Origin of the sequence: Paenibacillus sp. cl141a, from assembly GCF_900109305.1 — a bacterium.
GTDB classification, from domain to species: Bacteria; Bacillota; Bacilli; order Paenibacillales; family Paenibacillaceae; genus Paenibacillus_AQ; species Paenibacillus_AQ lautus_A.
The window spans coordinates 124227-143722 of sequence record NZ_FNZO01000013.1; the positions used below are offsets into that span (position 1 = coordinate 124227).

Here is a 19496-nt window from a genome sequence, read left to right on the forward strand (position 1 = left end):
AAAATCGGCGATAAAGGTATCTACCCAGAAATAGGCTGTAGGAATAAGCACCTTTACCGAATCGGCAAAGGTCTCGCAAACAACTTTCGTTGCCAACAAAGCCGGAGACACGTTCGTGTCACGAATTGACGACTTTGCTGCGACTGCTACTCCCCTTTACTTGAATACATGAATTATAGCATGGCCGTTTACCACCGCCAATAGACTTTCAAAAATTTTACATTCACTTTACATTTCTTTTTTTCTTCCTCCAAAAATAGAGCCATAGTCCAGCTGCCATCAGCACTGCGACAGCCCCCCACAGGAAAGGCCTCTGCATAAATGTCTGATCTGCAGCCTCGCCTTGGCTTGGAAGCATTCCCTCGGCAAGCGTATCAGACCCCGTTTCGCCCGGTGGAGGCGCAGCTTTTGGAGGATATCCGGCCCCTAGCTCGGATAGCTCCTTACCGGCGGCGGTGAGCGCCTTCGTTCCGTCACAAAGCCCTGTTGTCAGCCGTCCCGACTCCGCGGACGCGATCACCAGATATTCGCTGCCTACGGCAAACTGGTCATAACCGCAGCTGGCCGATGACATGGCCGTGGTAAGCTCCGTCACGGGGTTCAGCTCGCCTTTCCATACTTCCGTTACCTCTAACGTAACATGAACCGGATCTGCCGATGACATAGCCAGCTTCCGCGGCGGGCCCGCGATCTGAGTCACCTTGCCTGCGAATATCGCTGCGCTCCGTTCCAAGCTTTCCGCAACCTCAGGCGGTCCGGCACATGAGCAAGCAAAGACGTCGGATGGTTTTATCGTATACAGGCTGACGAGCAAGAGCAAACAGCTAAGCATGATCATAACCTTTGATTTTCTCATTATGGGTCACCTCAATCCTTAGACGGCCCTCTCCCCTAAAATGTTCCAGCTCTATCCGTAAATGCGCCGATCCACTCCAATAATACGGGATACGGCCATTCTGCTGCCTATCTAAGGAAGTACCCCATCAAAAAGCTGCAACTGTCATGAACTATTTACTGGCAATGATCAGGTAGTGACGATCCGTGGGATACCGGATTCCGTCAACCTGAAGCCCTGCTTGCTCCAACAAAGCCTTCAGCACCTGCGGATCAACCCGGTTTGGCCTCGGAACCCGCTTCTCTGACGGGTCCTCCTGCCATTCCAGACACAAGCAGCGCCCGCCTGGCCGCATCACTCTAGCGATTTGGGAGATAGACTCCTCCAGCCGATCAGTGATGTGAAGAATCAAGGAGGCGATGACTCGATCCACGGTTTCATCCTGGAAGGGAAGCTGTTCCAAGAAACCTTCCATCACCTTCACATTCGTGATTCCTTGCTCCTGTGCACGCCTGCGCATCATGTCGAGCATGGCTGGCTCGGTATCCAGCGCGTAAACGGTGCCTGTCGTTAATGAGGCTGCCGGTATGGAAAAATAGCCGGTACCCGCCCCGATATCCAGCACATCTACCTCGCCATTCACCTGAAGCTTCTTAAGCAGTGAAGAAGCCGGCAGCTCTTTTTTCCTTTCCGGACTTTCCAATCGCTCGATGAGTGACGGATCAAAACTCTCTTTCATGTTATCGCTCTCCTCCTCGATGAATCGCATATTATGGCATGTTGCAATATGTACTTGTACCAACTGTGAAAAGGAGAATTCTCCCTGTGGGTCTACCATACCCTTGATCGGGAACGATGTAAACCGGTTCGTTGATCTATAACGATTACGGCCGATTCTCTTCCGCTAGGCATGCCTCAGACAGCCTCTTGATGCTACGCGGACTGTACGATTGAAAAAACCATGCAAGAGATCGTTGGATTGAAATAGGAACTGCGGCGGCCATAATAGTAAGCTGAACCAGAAAAGGGCATTCCCCTGATCATGATGACCATGGAAATGCCCGATTCGTTACTCGCCCACATCCTCAATCCTTACCTGCGCTGCCAGAAAATCGGCAAGATGAACGGCCTTGATGCCGCGTTGTTTACCGGCACGCTCGATGCCCCACTTCATCTGCAGCAGGCAGCCTGGATTCGAGGTCACGATAACCTCGGCCCCTGTTGCCTCCACATGCTCCATCTTATGATCGAGCAGCGTCGTCGACATTTCCGTCTGGGTCAGATTGTAAATGCCTGCGGACCCGCAGCAAACCTCTGCTCCCTGAAGCTCGCACATGTCTACGCCCGGAAGCTGCTGCATCAGCTGGCGAGGCTCTCCTTGCACCCGCATGACATTGCGCAGATGGCAAGAATCCTGGTAGGTGACTTTGACGGTCTTATTCGCGCTTTCCGCTTGAATCGGCGTAAGCGGTCGTCCCGGGCTGTTCAGCAGCTCCGAGATGTCCTTTACCTGTTCTGCGAAACGAATGGCCGCTAGCTGAAGCCGCTTATCCTGTTCGGCATGCATCAAATGATCGTATTCCTTCAGCAGGGCGCCGCAGCCCCCCGCATTGCTTGCAATGTAATCCACGTTCGCTTCCCCAAAAGCCCATATATTCTGGCCGGCCAGCTGTTTGGCATCGTCCATTTCACCGGCATGGGCATGCAGCGCACCGCAGCATACCTGCTCCTCCGGAATGACAATCTCGAACCCGGCCTGGCGCAGCAGCCGCACGGTGTTCACGTTCGTAGAAGCAAACATGACATCCATAATGCAGCCCCGAAACATGCCGACCCGGCCGACCTTGGCCCCGGACGCGGGGATCACCATAAGTTTGGAACCGCTGCCTGTCGTCTCGCGGCGGTACGGCAAGCCGGCCTTGCTCCACAGCTCTTCCAGACCATCGCCCGTTACGTCAGGCAGCGCCTTTTCCAGCTGCTGAAGATGGTCGGGAAACAGCTTCATGGCCCCGGAGCTGCGCGCAAACTTCTGCAGCCCGGATTTCTGATAGAACGAAAGCGTCTTGCCGATCAGCTTCAGTCTTCCGCGATGCGGGAAAATCCCTTGCAGGAACGTCTTGCGGACGACTCGTACCGGCAGCGAATAGGGTTTCTCCGCCGCAATGGCCGCCCGGGTCTGCTCGATCAATTGGCCGTATTTCACGTCGGACGGACACGCCGGCTCGCATGCCCTGCACCCCAGACAGAGATCCATTTGGCTCCGAAAACTCTCATCCGGTTCCATCAAACCATCGACAACCGCTTTCATGAGGGCGATCCGCCCGCGTGGGGAGGCAGCCTCGAGCCCGGTTTCGATGAATGTCGGACACGCGGTCTGACAGAACCCGCAGCGCATACAGTTCGTCAATTGATCCTCGTCCAGCGTCAGCTTCAGCGATTGTGCAAGCTTCTCATGGGTTGAATTCATGCGCGATCGCCTCCTCTCACGATGTTTCGATCTTCCGATCCTGATCCGAAGCTGAGTCCCGCCCTGCTTGCTCCGTCCGCTCCTGGAATACGATGCGCTTTCGGGTTTCCGCAAACAGCTTGCCCGGATTCATGATCTGGTGCGGGTCGATTGCATCCTTGATGGATTTCATCATCCGGATGCCGGCCTCGCCCACCTTCCATTCCAGGTAAGGCGCCTTCACGATACCGACGCCGTGCTCGCCGGTAATCGTGCCGCCCATGGCAATCGCCGCCTCAAAGATTTCGGCGAATGCCTCTTCCACGCGATGAATTTCTTCCGGGTCGCGAGCATCCGTCATCGCGGTCGGATGCAGATTGCCGTCCCCGGCATGGCCAAATGTGCAGATCTGCACATCGTATTTCTGGGCGATGCGCTGAACTTCAAGCACCATGTCCGCAATCTTCGAACGCGGAACCGTTGCGTCCTCCAAGATCGTGGTCGGCCGCAGACGGGACAGCGCAGCGAGCGCGCTCCGTCTCGCCTCCATCACCTTTGCCCCTTCTTCCGGGGTTTTGGCGATATTCAGTTGCACCGCGCCCGAAGCAAGACATATCTCCTCCAGCTTCTTCAGATCCCGCTCCACATCCTCTACGCTGCCGTCCTGCTCGATAGCCAGCATCGCTTTGGCGTGAACCGGGAGCCCGATTTTGGCAAAATCCTCAACCACCTGAAGAGTCGGCTGATCCATGAACTCCAAGGTGCACGGGAAAATATGATTGGCTATAATGTTGGATACCGTTCGAGCCGCCGCTTGAAGGTCATCATATACGGCGACCATGGCCTTTCTGTATGAAGGCTTCGGAATTAACTTCACCGTGGCTTCCGTCAGTATGGCTAACGTTCCGCCCGATCCCACCAATAATCGGGTCAAATCATACCCGGCGGCATCCTTCACCAGCTTGCCGCCCGTGCGAAGGATGCTGCCGTCCGGCAACACGGCCTCCAGACCGAGTACGTAATCCTTGGTCGTTCCATACTTCAATCCGCGCAGCCCGCCGGCTCCCAAGGCGATATTGCCCCCCATCGTGCAGATGATCATGCTGCTCGGATCCGGAGGATAGAACAGCCCCGTCCGCTCGACCGACAGATGAAACTGCTTTGTATTCAGACCCGTCTGGAAGGTCGCGGTTAGATTATCCGCATCGATTTCCAGCAGCTTGTTCATACGGGTCATAACCACGATCAGGCCGCCCTGAAGCGGGATGGTGCCGCCGCACAGATTGCTGCCCGCTCCCCGCGTAATAACGGATATCCGGTGCTTCGAGCAAATTTTGACGATGTCGGAGACCTCCTGCGTGCTTCCAGGAAAGATAACTCCGTCCGGCATCGCTTGATACAGCGGCGTAGCATCATAACTGTATGAGACGAGACTTTCCGGATCATCCTTGAACCACTTCCCGCCAACCACGGCGGCGAGCTGCTCGCGAATGACAGTTTCCAGCATGTTGTTTCTCCCCCTCCCCTATTCGGGTTTGACTACTAAGATAATCCCTTTACTTACCACCAAATTGCTGCCTAACATTATCTATGTGCCATCGCCTGGCACTTCCGTTTGCTGGCTTTCATGAATGGTCTAAGGCAGCGCCAGCTTTCCCATAACGGTCGGCCTGTGCGCACCGGTTGCAGCTGGCAAATTGTTAGGAACGCCGAGCATGAAATCATTGCCCAGCAGCGCAAAAATCACGGCTTCCTTGGCATCGTCATCGAAGCCCAGCGCCTTGGAGGTCATGACCTTCTGCTCCGGCAACAGCTCCCCTAACATCGAGAGCAGCGTCTCGTTATGAGCCCCTCCACCGGTTACGATCACCTCATCCATTCTGTGGTGAGGAAACACATAGTTCACATAGCTATCGGCAATGGAATGTGCGGTAAACGCCGTCGCCGTGGCCATCGTATCCTCATCCGAGAGGCTCCTGAGCCGGGCTTGCTCCAGAAATGAAACGGCGTAATTGTGGCCAAACAATTCCCTGCCCGTTGATTTCGGCGGCTCTGCTTGAAAATAGGGATGCGCCATCATCTCCCTTAATAAGACCTGATCCGGGTTCCCCCGGGCAGCCCATGTGCCGCCTTCATCATAGGATAATCGCCCTTCGGTCAGCAGATGGGCCACCGCATCCATGATCATATTGCCGGGTCCGGTATCAAAGGCCAGCACATCCGAAGGATCCGCCCCTGCGGGCAGCGCCGTACAATTGCCGATCCCGCCGATGTTCTGCAGCAGCCTCCCCCGCTCCGGATGCCGAAACAGGATCAAGTCTCCGTAAGGCGCAAACGGTGCCCCTTGACCCCCAACCGCCATATCCGCGGGCCGGAAGTCTCCTACCGTAAGTTTGCCGGTGTGCTTGGCGATAACGGAAATATCGCCGATCTGCAAAGTCGAAGCGACGGAATACGGAGCCCCTTCCTCCGGTACGGGCTGATGCCAAATCGTTTGTCCATGGGAGCTTACCAAATCCACTTCATCTATGCGCATGCCGGCATCGGCAACCGCTTCCAGGACTGCGGCTCCAAACTGACACCCCAAGTATGCATTCATACTGCAGACAGCAGCGCTGTTCGAATTCTCCGCACTGCACAAATCGCGCAGCCGCTGACGGAGCTCCGGTTCGTAAGGCTTGCTATAGTAATGCAGCAGCTCAACCGATGCCCCGAAACCGCTTCCCTGTATGCGGACGATGGCCGCATCAATGCCGTCCAGCGAAGTACCGGACATCAGGCCGACCACAATGGCCGGCCTGCCCTCCTTCCATGGCGAGAACATCATTTTTTACGCCTCCCTGTACAGCAGATACGGAGCCCGCATCGTTCTCCACTGCTCCGCGTCCTTGCCCCACTCCGCAACCAGACGCTGGAGTCCGGCTTCTTCGTGGATGTGCCGGCGGACATCCTCGCTTCCCGTCAGCAAATCAATGAAGTACCGGCTGCGTCCTTCCGGCGGGCTAAGCCACTGGAACTGATCCGGGTACATCCGGCTGACAAGATGCAGCAGCACAAGCCCTGCGCGCACAGCCTCTACTTCTGCCGGATGGGTCACAAACAGCATCACCCCGCCGCAGCCTTCGCCCTGATGCTTCGAGAAGGTAGGGGTCATGTACATGGAATGGGCATGGACGCCGGGCAATCCGTATGCGTTGAACGCCTGGGCCAGCTCCTCCCCATTGACCCATGGAGCGCCAATCCATTCAAACGGCCGGGTCGTCCCCCGGCCTTCCGAAAGATTGGTCCCTTCGAAGAAACAGGTCCCGCTGTACAGCCGCACCGTATCCATCGTGGGAATGTTCGGCGAAGGCAGCACCCACGGCAAGCCCGTGTCGGTATATTCCATGCCGCGCGTCCAGCCTTCCAGCCTAATGACATCCAGATCGCAACCGGTTCCCCGCATGTCATTGGCCATGCGCGCGAATTCGCCGATGGTCATCCCGGTGTTAATGGGAATGTGCCATCCGCCCACCATGGATTCATATCCTGGCTTAAGGAAACCTCCTTCGCAGCGCTCGCCGCCCAGCGGATTCGGTCGATCCAGGACAAGCAGGCTCTTGCCATGTTCGGCGCATGCCTCCATAACATACAGCAGCGTCGTCATATACGTATAAAAGCGCACGCCAAGATCTTGAATGTCGAAGATGACCGTGTCCACGTTCTTCAGCATGTCGGCATCCGGCTTGCGCCGCGAACCGTACAGACTGTACACCGGCACGCCGAATACCGGATCCACTTCGTCATCCACGTGCCTGCCTGCCTGCAGCTGACCTCGCAGCCCGTGCTCGCAAGCGAATAAAGCCGTCAGTTCCGATTCGGGCAAGCCAGCAATCACCTCGATAGATGAACGAAAATCCGACGTGAGCCCCGTCGGATTCGTAATGACGCCAAGGCGACGACCCGTGATTTTCTCATGCTTGATTTCCGGCAGCACATCAATTCCGCTTCGCACATTACCTCTTATCATATGCCTACACCTCTCGCTTCCGAGGCCACCACACCGTCTTCCGCCGGCTTGGCCTCTTCCGGATTCAGTACATTATACGTAACCTTATGCTGGTATATGGCCCACATGCCGTTAAATAAGAATCCAAAGCCAACAACTGTGACGAGCAGCGGAATGGCGACGCAGAAGGCTTGGAAGCACGCGCCCAGCGTATAGGCCGGAAACTTCAAGAACAGCTTGACGCTGTGCGCCATGGCCTTGAAGATGCCCATCCCTTCCTGAATGACAAGCTGAAAGGTGTAGAATTGGGAGATGAGCGCCATGATGACAAAATAGGTTTGGAACACGCCGATCGCAAGATAACCGATTCCCTCTTTGCCCCCGTAATACCACCAGGTGGACCACAAAATCAGCGCCATCACCACGAAGAAGAAGCCCATGACTACGGCAGGTCCGAGTCCCTTGATCGCACCTTGGAACACATCTTTAAGCCTCGACTTTCCTCTCTCCGTCTTGCGGTGATACGCATAACAAACCCCATAGAAGAGCGGCATGTACAGGACCGGCAGCAGCAGCAGCGCTACCATCAGCGGCACGAACATGATCACCGTCACGAGCACCAGCGAGGTAATCATGCTGTATAAGGCCACCGCCGTAATCTCACGGTAAATCTCAACCCCGGTCTTCTTCAACACATCATTCAGCTTGCGCATAGCTTTCCTCTCCTCTTCGTCGTTGTTTACCAATCGATACGCTGCTCCGTCTCAGGATCGAAGAAATGCACTTTATCGAAATTGAAAATGAAGGTTTTGTCCATGCCCGGATAACCCGTCGTTTCCGGATGAACCTTCGCGGTCACGGTCCGGTTGCCTACGCGGAAGTACACCAGATTCTCCGAGCCGAGATGTTCAACGACCTGAACCTTCGTGGAATACTTGTAATTCAGATTGGTTGTGCCCGGCAGATCCTCGCCGGTGATATGCTCGGGGCGAATCCCCAGAATTAAATGCCTGTTGTCGTATTTGCTTAGGGCACCTGCCATCGAATCCGGAATAGTGAATGTCCCGCCTTCCATCCGGAGAACATTTCCTTCCTTCTGCACGTCGATGAAGTTCATTGGCGGGGATCCGATAAAGCCGGCTACGAACATATTCTGCGGATTCGCATACAGCTCGGTCGGTGAGGCGATCTGCTGGATAATGCCGTTATTCATTACAACGATACGCTCACCGAGGGTCATCGCTTCAACCTGATCGTGCGTGACGTATACGATGGTAGCTTCCAGGCGCTTGTGCAGCTCGGACAGCTCTACCCGCATTTGCACGCGAAGCTTCGCATCCAGGTTCGACAGCGGCTCGTCAAACAGGAACACCTGCGGGTCGCGCACGATCGCCCGCCCTACCGCCACACGCTGACGCTGTCCGCCGGACAGCTCGCGCGGCTTCCGGTCGATCATCGACTCCAGGCCGAGAATGGAGGCTGCCTGTGATACCTTTTGCTCAATATAGGCCTTGGGCTTCTTCAGGTTCTTCAAACCGAAGGAGAGGTTCTCGCGGATCGTCATATGCGGATACAGCGCATAATCCTGAAACACCATGGCGATGTCGCGGTCTTTCGGATGCAGATTGTTGACCACCCGGTCGCCGATGATGATGTCGCCGGACGTTTGACGTTCAAGCCCTGCAATCATGCGCAGCGAGGTGGTTTTGCCGCAGCCGGACGGACCAACGAATACCACGAACTCTTTATCATTGATCACAAAGTCCGACCCCGCTACAGCGGTAAACGTCCCTTTGTTGTCGTCTACAAATTCTTTTCGTATATTTCGAAATTCTACGCGTGCCATAACTTTGCCTCCTTCTAGCCTTTAACGGCTCCAATGGTGATGCCTTGCAGGAAATAGCGCTGAAGCGAGAAGAACAGGATCATCATCGGCAGTGCCGCGACGGTTGCTCCAGCCATAAGTGCGCCGAAATCGGTCGTGTCCGCATAGACGAAGGAAGCAAGACCGACCTGAATCGTCCTCATTTCCGTCGAGTTGGTCACGAGGAAGGGCCAGAAGAAATCGTTCCATGATGCAACGAACGTGAATATCGCAAGCACGGCAAGACCCGGCTTCGCCATCGGAAGAATGACCTTCCAGAAGATGCCGAATTCGCCGCAAGCGTCGATGCGCGCCGCATGTATCAAAGAGGTAGGCAGCGATGACATGTACTGCTTCATCAAGAAAATGTTGCCCACGCTTACGATTCCGGGAAGAAGAATCGCCGTGTATGTATTCCCGAGATCAAATACGTCGATCATCAAAATGTAAAGCGGAATCAGCGTCACCTGCGCCGGGATCATCATCGTGCTGAGCAAAATCCAGAATACCGCTTTGTTCCCCGGAAACTTCAGCTTCGCAAAAGCATACCCTGCGAGCGAAGCCAGGAATACGTTGGTCACCGTCAGGATGGATGAGATCAATAAGGAGTTAAAGAGCCACCTCATGACGTCGGTTTTGCCAAAAAAACGCTCGTACGGGGCTACGGAGAATACCTCCGGTATCATTTTCGGGATAAACGATGCCGCTGACTTGGTGTCCTGCACAGAGCCGATCAGCATCCAGTACATCGGAATGATCGTCAGAACGCTCCATACCACCAGAATGACCGAGGCCACAATCAGCATGATCACTTTTGATCTTGATTTCATAGGTGCACCCCCTTAGCTTCAAAAATAGGCCTTAGTACTCCACGTCGGACGAGAAGTATTTGAATTGAATGATGGAAATGACAATAATCAAGGCAGCCAGAACAAAAGATTGCGCCGCCGCAAGTCCAAATTCGTAGAAATTGAACGCCGTGCTGTAAATCAGATAGGCGATGGTTGTCGTCGCGAAGTTCGGTCCGCCCTGCGTCATCAGATACACCGAGATGAACACCTGGAAGGACGTAATGACGCCCGTCACCAGCAGGTACAGGGTGGTCGGCTTCATCAGCGGCCACGTAATGCGCCAAAATTTGGACCAACCGCTGGCATGGTCGATGTCCGCGGCTTCATACAGCGATTTGGGAATCCCGCCCATGGCGGCTAAATAGAGAATAATGCCCGCGCCATGCGAACCGAGCCAGTTCATCAGAATGAGCGAAAAGAGCGCCGTGTTCGATTTGCCGAGCCATATGACCGGGTCGAATCCGAACAATCCGATGAAACGGTTCAGCAGCCCGGCTTGGGTCGGATCGTAGATCGCGAGCCATACCACCGAAATGGTGACGCCGGAGGCAACGGCCGGCAAATACATCGTAGCCTTGAAGAACGTCTGCCATTTATTTTTCATCTGAAAAATAAAAAAGGATAATGCATACGTAATGACAATGTTGACCGGAACGGTACCGATCGTGAAGATGACCGTATTCCTCATGGATTTCCAGAACACTTCATCCTGTACCATCCGTGTATAGTTGTCTGCTCCAATCCATTCGGAGCCCATCACGCTGTATTCCTGAAAGCTCATCAGAAAAGCGGAGGCGACAGGGTAGAGCGTGAATATCAAAAACAACAGTACGGGAGCCAGAATGAATAAATACGCCCATCCATATTCTCGTATGTACCCCTTCATAGGGGGACGTGAGGGCCGGGCTTGCGCCGGGGCAGTCTGCATTTGATTTCCTCCTTTGCGCACAGGTGAAGTATTTTCATGAAGCCTTTTTGAGCCTGGAGCGATTGGTTTAAAAAGGGAGTGCCCCGATCGTTCCTGCTAAGGACAACGGGACACCCCCTTATAACTTCAATTACTGTCCTAAAATTTGTTTGCCTTTGTCCTTGAAGTCTTGTGCGATCTGCTCCGGCGTCTTCTCACCCGAGAACAGCGCTTGAATGTTCGGCTTCACCACTTGCTCCTTGAATTTCTTCTGGTTGCCCGAAGCATCCGCATCGAGATTCAAAGTCACCGGAATTTCCTTGAAGTTCGCGAAAATTTCCGCAGCTTTAATAGTAGATTCCGTCCCGAGCCCTTTGCCTTCATAAAACTCCGCTTGGGATTTACGTACGAAAGGCAGCACCAGTTCATTCGCGGAATTACCGGCTTTCGCGCCGCTCAGTCCTTCCATGATCAGGAACGTATTCTTTGCATGCTCTTCGCCTTTATCCTTCTTCTGTTTAAACGCTACGTAGCCTTCGCCAAACATGGAGGTCTTGCGCTCAGCCCCGTCATTATGCGGAACCGGCAGCAGGACGAAGTCGATTTTCGCGCCTTGGACCGTACCGCTGTCAATATCCTTCGCGCGGTTCTGCAGCATCACATCATAGTAAGGGATCGCCTTGGACACGATCGCGGCTTCCTCGGCATAGAACAGGTCCATCCGTTTCGCCGGCGTAATCGCGGCAGTCTCGGCAGGCAGATGTCCGGCTTTCATCAGATCGGACACGAACGTCATCGTATCCAGAATCCGCTCGTCATTCCATTGGAACTCGCCCTTGTCGTTCAGAACGTCAGGCATGCCGTTGCTGCGCGTCAGCATTTCCATGAAGTCCAAGGAAGTACCGTCCGTCACCAGCGCATACTGCGTATTGCCGTTCGGAAGTTTCTTGGTCAGCTTCTCGGCAGCAGCCTTAAATTCTGTCCAAGTCCAGCCGTTCTCTTGAATAGCCTTCCAGTCGATGCCTGCTTCTTCGAGAATCTTTTTGTTGCCGCCCCAAGCCCAGAGGGATTGGTACAGCGGGAGACCATACTGCTTGCCCTGGATTTGGCCCAGCTCAAGCGTCCCTGGCAGGTAGTCGTTCTTGATTTCATCCGTAATATAAGGGGTCAGTTCCAGTGCCAGGCCCGTATCCACATAAGCTCCATCCACCGCGTGGAAGTATAGGTCAGGCGGGTTGCCGGCATTCAAGGCGACGTCGAACTTCTTCGGGCCTTCCGCCCAGGAGAGCACTTCGGTTTGTACGGTAATATGCGGATATTTCTCCTTCAAATCCGCCACATGCTCTTTCAATTCATCTTCGTATTTACCATGTACCGGATAAGTCCAGACAACGACCGTGTCCTGCTTCGGCGCAGCTTCGCCATTTCCTTCCGAAGCCGTTCCGCTTCCGCCTTCCGGTGCCTTCGCTCCGCCGGAACCGCCACAAGCCGCGGTAAACACGAGCATCAAAGAAGCCAACAATGTAAGCCAACCTTTTTTCTTCATGTACTACTCCCCTTATCATTTATATATTTGTGGTTTCGCTATGAACTACAACCGCTTGATCGCTCGCCGGCTTTCATCCAGGTATTTCACTGAATTCTCGTAATTCCGGCTGGCGACGCCAAGATATAAAATATCGATAAGATTAAGCTGCGTAATACGAGAGGACATCGCGCCACTGCGAATCTCGTTCTCCGTCGAGGAGGTGTACAAAGGGATGTCGACCGATCGGCTCAAGGTTGAATCGCCGTATTTGGTAATGCCAATCGTCTTGCATCCCTTCTCCTTGGCAATGGCTGCTGCGCGGATCACCTCGTCCGTTTCACCGGAATAGGAAATGCATACGGCCGCATCATCCGGAGTCAGCAGCACCGCCGAGGTGAGCTGAACATGAGGGTCCGGAAAAGATATGCATACCTTATTGATCCGCAAAAATTTCTGTTGGGCATCCATCCCGATCAGATTGGAAGCCCCTACCCCAAACATGAAAATGCGCTTCGACTGATCGAGGGCCAGAACGGCCTCTTCCACCATCCCTTCCTCCATAATCTTCATCGTATCCCGAATCGATTGAATGTTATTGTTCGAGACGTTCTGTATAATTGCAGAAATGCTGTCATTGGGCCGGATATCCTGATATCCGGTGGCTAATGGCTCCTGCAAGTCTCCGGCTACCTTCAGCTTTAGATCCTGATAGCCTTTGAATCCCATCGTTTTGCACAGGCGCACAATCGCTGCCTGACTGGAGCCGCTTCGGACAGCAAGATCCGCCACCGACATTTGTATCATCTCTGCCGGCTCCTGCAAAATGAAGGCTGCAACCTTGCGCTCGGACGGATTTAATGAATCATACACCTCGCGCAATCGAACCAATCCGCCGTTCATTTCTTGCCCCCCCTTTTCAAATCATCCTCTGACGGTCACTACTATGTAACATTACTTTACACATCTTGAATGAAAGCATGACTGGTATCGCTTTCACTATCAGTGGATTGAGTTTATTATAAATTGTATGAAATTATATTTCAATACATAATTCATGATTTAAAATTTTATTTTACAACACTTGGTTTTTCTCCTATACTGGATATAGAAAGCGAAGTGGTTCAATATGGAAATTTTTATCGGTGTCGATGGCGGCGGTACGAAGACCGAAGCAACCGCTATCAATAGCGCTGGAGAAGTGTTGTCCTGTTTTACCGGAGGTTCCACCAATCCTTACATTGTAACATTCGATAAAGCGATGGAGGAACTCCAAACCGTGTTGGATGAGCTCCTGTCCCCCCTTTTTAATAAGTCGTTTTTATTAACATCAATATGTCTTGGTATGTCAGGTATAAGTTCGGTTGAGGAGCGGCAGCGTGTACAATCTCACCTGCGTTCCTACTTCCGGCAGCGGCAGTTCTCGTTGCGTATTTACATGCGTTCGGAAGCCGAAATTTCATTGATGGCGGTACTGGGGCGTCAGCATGGAATACTCGCAATCTCAGGAACAGGCTCCAATACCTACGGCATCACCCAATCGGGAGACATCCACCGCGTCGGTGGTTGGGGACATCTTCTCGGAGATGAAGGCAGCGGTTATCAGATCGGACTTCAGACTCTGAAATCCGTGATCAAGAGCCATGAAGGCATAACGCCCCCCACCCTCATGAGCAGCCTGATCGTTGCAGCCTACCCGATCCGGCATATTACCGACCTCAAATCTTACATTTACCAGCCCGCTATAACGAAACAGGATATCGCCTCCTTCGCCCGCTGCTGCATCGAGGCAGCCGACGCCGGCGATGAAACGGCACTCCGCATTATCAGGCAGCAGGCCGAAGAGCTGGCCGATACCACTTGCGCGCTCATTCGCCAGAACGCCGAATTCACCAAGAGCGAGCTTGTGGGCATCGGCTCGATTTTCAAACATTCACGATGGTTCCGGGAGACGTACACCAGCCTTATGCTTACACGTTACCCCCTGCTCCGTTTCCCTGAAGGAAACCGTGAGCGAACGCCCGCGCAGGGCGGGGCCCTGTTGGCCTGCAAGCTATTTACTGACGGCGTCTCTGACTTGCTGTAGCTTCCACATCATCAGTGCCCGTCCATATTCCAAGGCAAAAAAGGAGACCTGTCTCATGACGAATATGCTAAGTCAATTGACAACCGAACAGCCTCATGAAAATACCCAGAACATTGATCAGTTGAGCTCGGAACAAATCATGATCCTCATCAACAATGAGGATAGCCTGATCACCGATGCGATTCGCGAACTCATTCCTCTGATAGCCAGGGCGGCCGATCACGTCGTCGAAGCTTTCCAGAAAGGCGGCAGACTGTTTTACATCGGTGCGGGGACCAGCGGTCGCATCGGGATTCTGGACGCATCCGAGTGCCCGCCTACCTATGGAACGGACCCGTCCATGGTGCAGGGATTGATTGCCGGCGGCTTCAGGGCCGTCAAAGAGGCTATCGAAGGCGCTGAGGATAGCGAAGAGCTTGGCGAGCAGGATATCAATGAAAACGGTATCAATGAGAAGGACGTGGTCCTTGGCATTGCTGCAAGCGGACGCACGCCGTATGTCCTTGGCGCCATGAGACGCGCCAAGGAAAAAGGGGCTGTTGTTATCGGTCTTTGCAACAATTACGAATCGCCGATGCATCAGTATGCCGATTTCGTGATCGAGGCCGTCGTAGGCCCCGAGGTCATCATGGGCTCCACGCGCATGAAGGCCGGCACCTCTCAGAAGCTGATTCTGAACATGCTGACGACAACAGCCATGATTCGGATCGGAAAAGTGTACAAAAACCTGATGGTTGACCTCAACCCGTCGAACAATAAGCTGGTCCATCGCGCCAAGCGCATCATTACCCTGGCAACGGGAGCATCGGAGGAGGCCGTGGAGAAGGCCTACCATGAAGCCGGCGCCCATGTCAAAACCGCGATCGTGATGCTGCTTGCCAACGTCAGTGCCGCCGAAGCCTCCAAGCTTCTTGATGGTACCAGCGGGTTTGTGCGCAGCGCGATCGATATGAAAACAACGAAATAATATAACGTGTGTTTATATGCGAAGTTTACGTCGTGAAATGTTAAACGGGATATCCCAGGTCCGGTCGATCTGGAGGATATCCCGTTTATTTGTTTGCCAGCCTTGGACCTTTATGAACGGTTAGACGTCATCTTATTGATGGGCCGACGGGTTTCATCGTTCATGGATGCCCGTTCTGCCCCATCGGATGGTTCGGCTTCAGCCCCTCGCGAAACCTGGACTTCTTGTAAAAAACCGTGGGTTCATCACTCCTTGTCCGATGCCAAGCCGACCTGTTGTTCGCTCCATTCCCACAGGCGCGCAGCCAGCTTCGGATCCCTTGCCTTCTCGGTCGTTTTGGCCGGTTTGCATTTGACGTAGTATTCCCCTGTCACATGCTCCACTTCTGGGCTTGATGCCAGGTAAATCGCTGTCCGGGCTCCTTCGAGCGGGGTTAAGAAGAATGGACGAAGCAGCTTATGGACGGCTTTGCCGAAGCCTGTATCCCGGTTCACGCCGATGCTGGTGCTGACGGCGCCCGGATGAAGCGCATTAACCGTTATCCTTGTCGGCTGCAGCCTGCGGGCCAGCTCTTTGGTGAATAAGATGTTAGCCAGTTTGGACTGCGCGTAACCCTTGGCCACATTGAATCCCTTCCCAAGATTCGGATCATCGAAGTGGATGCTGCCCATCTTGTGCGCTCCGGAGGAAACGTTCACGACCCTCCCCTGCCTGGCACGCTGAAGGGGCTCCATCAGCTCGTTCGTTAGCAAAAAATGCCCCAGATGGTTGACTCCGATCATCGCTTCGAATCCGTCCTTCGTCAGTTCCCGCTGAATGGTGACCACGCCGGCGTTATTCACAAGAACATCAAGCTGCTCGTATTTGGCCTTATATTCGGAAGCAAATGCCCTAATGCTGTCAAAAGATCCCAAATCCAGGGACATCAGCTCAATGTTCGAGCTGCCGCTCTCCTGCTGCGCCTGCCGAAGAGCCGCTTCGCCCCTGGCTTGACTACGGCAGGCCATAATCACGTGCGCTCCGCCTTTTGCCAGCTCCGACGTCGTTGCCAGGCCCATGCCGGAGTTGGCTCCTGTTACGATGACGATCTTTCCTGTCATGTCATTCATCCCGCTGACCTCCTGTTCGTATTCCTTGCTACTAAAAAAGTCCCGCCACCAACATCGATCTGGAGACGAGACTTCAATTACGTACTGAAGAAAGCTTATGCCAGGCCTATACTCCTTAAGCTCCGCCATTCATGGCGAGTATGATCGCAGCCAGTCCGAAGCACAGGTTCAGCAGGCACAGGAATACCAGCGTCTGCTTCTGGTTGAGCCCCGTTGCCAGCAAACGATAATGGGCCTGGGAAGCATCGGCCTGATAGATCGGCTTGGATTGAAGCATTCTGCGGATGACCACGATGATATTATCGAAGATCGGCACGCCCAGCGCAAAGATGGGAACGAACAAGGACGCGAGGGTCGCACCCTTAAACGCGCCGTCCAGAGCAATGATCCCGAGGATGAACCCGAGGAAGGTAGCGCCGGCATCCCCCATGAACACTCTGGCCGGCGGCTTGTTGTACCTTAAATATCCCAGGGCGGCTCCTACGAGTATGACCGCGAGCAAGGCGGATTCGCCTCGGCCCATCGTAATCGCGACAACAAACAGCGTACCTCCGGATATGGCGGAGAGCCCTCCTGCCAGACCATCGATACCGTCCGAGAAGTTAATCACCGTCGTAACGCCGAAGATCCATAGAATCGTTAAGATCAGCTGCAGCCATTCCGGCAAGTTAATATAGTGACCCGTAAACGGATTGTTGAATCCTTCGAACGCGATGCCGTAGCTGTATACAACGACGGCTGCGCTGACCTGTACAATGAGCTTCGGCAGCGAAGCCAGCTCCTTGCCCTGGGACTTATACCAATCGTCCACGAGTCCGATCCCCAGAATCAACGCGCTACCGATAAAGATACCTACGGCTTCCCTTGATATGGTACCTGTAAGCGCAAAATAAGTGATGAAAAATCCGATGAATATGGCGACTCCCGCCGTCAGCGGTATCGGCTCGCGGTGTATTTTCCGCTCGCTGTCCGGCCTTGGCTTGTCCACAAAATCAATCTTGACCGCAAGTTTGCGAAATGGCGGAATCAATACCAACACCAGCACCATGGATATGACAAACGCTGCAAAATAGAGCATGGTTTCCTCCCAATGAATGATGAATAATGGAGAACATTGCAATCTAAGTATATGACTTATAGCGAATCCTATCAACCTATCAAAAAGAAAAAGACTGCCGCATCCGTAGAATTTCTACTTAGCAGCAGCCCTTTTCGGACTCATCGGTTAAGACTCCTTCTTCACCGCAAGCCCAATGATCATAACGATAAGTGCCAGCAAAGCAATCAACTGATCGATGGTCATGTCCAAAAGCCTCCTTGAATGGCAGGATGGCTCTTGCCGGACTACACATCTCCCTCTCCCGTTAAATGCCTTACGTTTTCCCCATTACCATCCTATGAGGGTTCATCCCCCGTTTATGACGATAACCGCCAAAAAACCTGCCCCGTTCAGATAACCTCTGAGGGCAGGTTTGTATCTCGCTTCGGATCGGGATTCACCTTATTCCGTCACGATGTCATAGATCAACACAGGCGCATCCGCATGATCAGCGATTCGAATGCTTTCATACAGCTTCTGCTTCACGTCGTCCACGTTCTCGCGGTTGGCATGGATCGTGATAAGGGAATCGCCCTTCTTCACGGTATCGCCGACCTTCTTGTTCAGCATCAGGCCTACCGCCAAATCAATTTCGGATTCCTTCGTCGAGCGGCCGGCCCCGAGCAGCATCGCCGCCGTACCGATCTCATCCGCTACCAGCTCGGCGACAACGCCGTCCTGCTGTGCGGGAAGCTCAATGAGATACTGCGCCTTCGGCAGACGGTCCGGATGATCCACCACGGATGGATCTCCGCCCTGGTTCTGGATGAATTCCTTAAATTTCTCCAGCGCCTTGCCGTTGCGAATCACCTCTTTTAGCTTCTCTTCGGCATCTTCAAGCGAGTCCGCCTTCTGGGCCAGATACACCATCTGTCTGCCCAGCGCCAGGCACAGCTCTTCCAGATCCTTCGGACCCTGGCCGCGAAGCGCATCGATCGCTTCCTGCACTTCCAGCGAGTTGCCGATCGCGGCCCCAAGCGGTTGGCTCATATCGGAAATGACCGCCATCGTTTTGCGGCCGACGTTGTTGCCGATGCTGACCATGGCGTGTGCCAGTTCCTTGGCATCCTCCACCGTTTTCATGAACGCGCCTGCGCCGGTTTTAACGTCCAGCACAATCGCATCCGAGCCGGCGGCAATCTTCTTGCTCATGATCGAGCTTGCAATCAGCGGAATGGAATTGACGGTGGCCGTCACATCCCGGAGCGCGTACAGTTTTTTGTCCGCCGGCGTGAGGTTTCCGGTTTGGCCGATGACGGCGATTTTATGTTGATTCACAAGGTTCACAAATTCGTCTTTGCTGATCTCCACATGGAAGCCTTCGATGGATTCCAACTTGTCGATCGTTCCTCCAGTATGGCCGAGGCCGCGTCCGGACATCTTCGCTACCGGAATATCCAGAGCCGCTACGAGCGGAGCCAGCACCAGCGTCGTCGTGTCGCCTACGCCCCCGGTGGAATGCTTATCGACCTTGATTCCCTCAATTGCGGACAGATCAATCGTTTCGCCAGAGTTTACCATCGCCATCGTCAAGTCCGCCCGTTCCCGGTCGGACATGTCCTGGAAATAAATCGCCATGTTCATGGCGCTCACCTGATAGTCGGGAATGTCTCCCTTGGTATATCCGTCGATAAAGAAATTGATCTCTTCTGTTGTCAGTTCCTTGCCGTCGCGTTTCTTCGCAATTAAATCAACCATTCTCATCGTACATTCTCCTCACTGTTTGCGATGATTGTATTCCTTCCACGGGAATCACTACAAATGCGGACTGCTCTTCCGATCGCTGCTGCCCCCAGATTCCTTATTGTTGGAATCCGTG

The 19496-nt window shown here is 53.8% G+C and carries 17 protein-coding genes; 2 read left to right on the forward strand and 15 right to left on the reverse strand.

What is annotated here, in order from left to right:
* Positions 1–223: 223 nt before the first annotated feature.
* The 12 genes from BMX45_RS26720 to BMX45_RS26775 form a co-directional block, all read right to left on the reverse strand.
* Positions 224–856, reverse strand: coding sequence for a hypothetical protein (locus BMX45_RS26720; protein ID WP_254778280.1), 633 nt, complete (start codon positions 854–856; stop codon positions 224–226).
* Between the two features lie 151 nt (positions 857–1007).
* The gene (locus BMX45_RS26725) at positions 1008–1574 is read right to left on the reverse strand and encodes a class I SAM-dependent methyltransferase (protein ID WP_090913300.1); all 567 of its coding nucleotides are present in this window, start codon (positions 1572–1574) and stop codon (positions 1008–1010) included.
* 330 nt (positions 1575–1904) lie between these two features.
* Positions 1905–3302, reverse strand: a complete 1398-nt coding sequence (locus BMX45_RS26730) for a (Fe-S)-binding protein (protein ID WP_090913302.1) — start codon at positions 3300–3302, stop codon at positions 1905–1907.
* Positions 3303–3318: 16 nt separating this feature from the next.
* Entirely contained in the window at positions 3319–4788 is a 1470-nt protein-coding gene (locus BMX45_RS26735; protein ID WP_090913304.1) for an FAD-linked oxidase C-terminal domain-containing protein, read from the reverse strand.
* A 129-nt stretch (positions 4789–4917) separates the two neighbouring features.
* Positions 4918–6108, reverse strand: coding sequence for an anhydro-N-acetylmuramic acid kinase (locus BMX45_RS26740; protein WP_090913306.1), 1191 nt, complete (start codon positions 6106–6108; stop codon positions 4918–4920).
* A 3-nt stretch (positions 6109–6111) separates the two neighbouring features.
* A complete protein-coding gene (locus BMX45_RS26745; RefSeq protein WP_090913308.1) occupies positions 6112–7290 on the reverse strand; it encodes an exo-beta-N-acetylmuramidase NamZ family protein in 1179 nt (392 codons plus the stop codon).
* On the reverse strand, positions 7287–7982 hold the full coding sequence (locus BMX45_RS26750; protein ID WP_090913310.1) for a hypothetical protein: 696 nt from the start codon (positions 7980–7982) through the stop codon (positions 7287–7289). The genes BMX45_RS26745 and BMX45_RS26750 overlap by 4 nt, the downstream gene beginning before the upstream one ends.
* 26 nt (positions 7983–8008) lie before the next feature.
* Positions 8009–9115 carry an ABC transporter ATP-binding protein gene (locus BMX45_RS26755; RefSeq protein WP_090913312.1) on the reverse strand — a complete coding sequence of 369 codons (1107 nt, stop codon included), beginning with the start codon at positions 9113–9115 and terminating at the stop codon, positions 8009–8011.
* Positions 9116–9129: 14 nt separating this feature from the next.
* On the reverse strand, positions 9130–9963 hold the full coding sequence (locus BMX45_RS26760; protein WP_009590118.1) for a carbohydrate ABC transporter permease: 834 nt from the start codon (positions 9961–9963) through the stop codon (positions 9130–9132).
* 31 nt (positions 9964–9994) lie between these two features.
* Complete coding sequence (locus BMX45_RS26765) at positions 9995–10912, reverse strand: carbohydrate ABC transporter permease (RefSeq protein ID WP_009590108.1); 918 nt, start codon at positions 10910–10912, stop codon at positions 9995–9997.
* Positions 10913–11042: 130 nt separating this feature from the next.
* Complete coding sequence (locus BMX45_RS26770) at positions 11043–12437, reverse strand: ABC transporter substrate-binding protein (protein ID WP_009590111.1); 1395 nt, start codon at positions 12435–12437, stop codon at positions 11043–11045.
* A gap of 45 nt (positions 12438–12482) precedes the next feature.
* Positions 12483–13319 carry a MurR/RpiR family transcriptional regulator gene (locus tag BMX45_RS26775; protein WP_009590115.1) on the reverse strand — a complete coding sequence of 279 codons (837 nt, stop codon included), beginning with the start codon at positions 13317–13319 and terminating at the stop codon, positions 12483–12485.
* 226 nt (positions 13320–13545) lie between these two features.
* Here BMX45_RS26775 and BMX45_RS26780 point away from each other — a divergent pair, with 226 nt between their 5' ends.
* Both BMX45_RS26780 and murQ read left to right on the forward strand, forming a co-directional pair.
* Positions 13546–14502: a BadF/BadG/BcrA/BcrD ATPase family protein gene (locus BMX45_RS26780; RefSeq protein WP_090913314.1), complete on the forward strand. Its 957-nt coding sequence runs from the start codon at positions 13546–13548 to the stop codon at positions 14500–14502.
* A 55-nt stretch (positions 14503–14557) separates the two neighbouring features.
* Positions 14558–15469 (forward strand): N-acetylmuramic acid 6-phosphate etherase, encoded by a 912-nt coding sequence (gene murQ, locus BMX45_RS26785; protein ID WP_090913316.1) that lies wholly within the window; start codon positions 14558–14560, stop codon positions 15467–15469.
* Positions 15470–15714: 245 nt separating this feature from the next.
* Here the strand turns inward: murQ and BMX45_RS26790 are convergent, their stop codons facing one another.
* The 3 genes from BMX45_RS26790 to BMX45_RS26800 form a co-directional block, all read right to left on the reverse strand.
* Positions 15715–16578 (reverse strand): SDR family oxidoreductase, encoded by an 864-nt coding sequence (locus BMX45_RS26790; protein WP_175495211.1) that lies wholly within the window; start codon positions 16576–16578, stop codon positions 15715–15717.
* 115 nt (positions 16579–16693) lie between these two features.
* The gene (locus tag BMX45_RS26795; protein ID WP_090913318.1) at positions 16694–17656 is read right to left on the reverse strand and encodes an MraY family glycosyltransferase; all 963 of its coding nucleotides are present in this window, start codon (positions 17654–17656) and stop codon (positions 16694–16696) included.
* Between the two features lie 423 nt (positions 17657–18079).
* A complete protein-coding gene (locus tag BMX45_RS26800; RefSeq protein ID WP_090913320.1) occupies positions 18080–19381 on the reverse strand; it encodes a pyrimidine-nucleoside phosphorylase in 1302 nt (433 codons plus the stop codon).
* Positions 19382–19496 lie beyond the last annotated feature (115 nt).

Bases quoted from the DNA above. Each gene is read 5' to 3' on its own strand.
- BMX45_RS26720 (WP_254778280.1), bottom strand. From the start codon at position 856: ATGAGAAAATCAAAGGTTATGATCATGCTTAGCTGTTTGCTCTTGCTC.
- BMX45_RS26725 (WP_090913300.1), bottom strand. From the start codon at position 1,574: ATGAAAGAGAGTTTTGATCCGTCACTCATCGAGCGATTGGAAAGTCCG.
- BMX45_RS26730 (WP_090913302.1), bottom strand. From the start codon at position 3,302: ATGAATTCAACCCATGAGAAGCTTGCACAATCGCTGAAGCTGACGCTG.
- BMX45_RS26735 (WP_090913304.1), bottom strand. From the start codon at position 4,788: ATGCTGGAAACTGTCATTCGCGAGCAGCTCGCCGCCGTGGTTGGCGGG.
- BMX45_RS26740 (WP_090913306.1), bottom strand. From the start codon at position 6,108: ATGATGTTCTCGCCATGGAAGGAGGGCAGGCCGGCCATTGTGGTCGGC.
- BMX45_RS26745 (WP_090913308.1), bottom strand. From the start codon at position 7,290: ATGATAAGAGGTAATGTGCGAAGCGGAATTGATGTGCTGCCGGAAATC.
- BMX45_RS26750 (WP_090913310.1), bottom strand. From the start codon at position 7,982: ATGCGCAAGCTGAATGATGTGTTGAAGAAGACCGGGGTTGAGATTTAC.
- BMX45_RS26755 (WP_090913312.1), bottom strand. From the start codon at position 9,115: ATGGCACGCGTAGAATTTCGAAATATACGAAAAGAATTTGTAGACGAC.
- BMX45_RS26760 (WP_009590118.1), bottom strand. From the start codon at position 9,963: ATGAAATCAAGATCAAAAGTGATCATGCTGATTGTGGCCTCGGTCATT.
- BMX45_RS26765 (WP_009590108.1), bottom strand. From the start codon at position 10,912: ATGCAGACTGCCCCGGCGCAAGCCCGGCCCTCACGTCCCCCTATGAAG.
- BMX45_RS26770 (WP_009590111.1), bottom strand. From the start codon at position 12,437: ATGAAGAAAAAAGGTTGGCTTACATTGTTGGCTTCTTTGATGCTCGTG.
- BMX45_RS26775 (WP_009590115.1), bottom strand. From the start codon at position 13,319: ATGAACGGCGGATTGGTTCGATTGCGCGAGGTGTATGATTCATTAAAT.
- BMX45_RS26780 (WP_090913314.1), top strand. From the start codon at position 13,546: ATGGAAATTTTTATCGGTGTCGATGGCGGCGGTACGAAGACCGAAGCA.
- murQ (WP_090913316.1), top strand. From the start codon at position 14,558: ATGACGAATATGCTAAGTCAATTGACAACCGAACAGCCTCATGAAAAT.
- BMX45_RS26790 (WP_175495211.1), bottom strand. From the start codon at position 16,578: ATGAATGACATGACAGGAAAGATCGTCATCGTAACAGGAGCCAACTCC.
- BMX45_RS26795 (WP_090913318.1), bottom strand. From the start codon at position 17,656: ATGCTCTATTTTGCAGCGTTTGTCATATCCATGGTGCTGGTGTTGGTA.
- BMX45_RS26800 (WP_090913320.1), bottom strand. From the start codon at position 19,381: ATGAGAATGGTTGATTTAATTGCGAAGAAACGCGACGGCAAGGAACTG.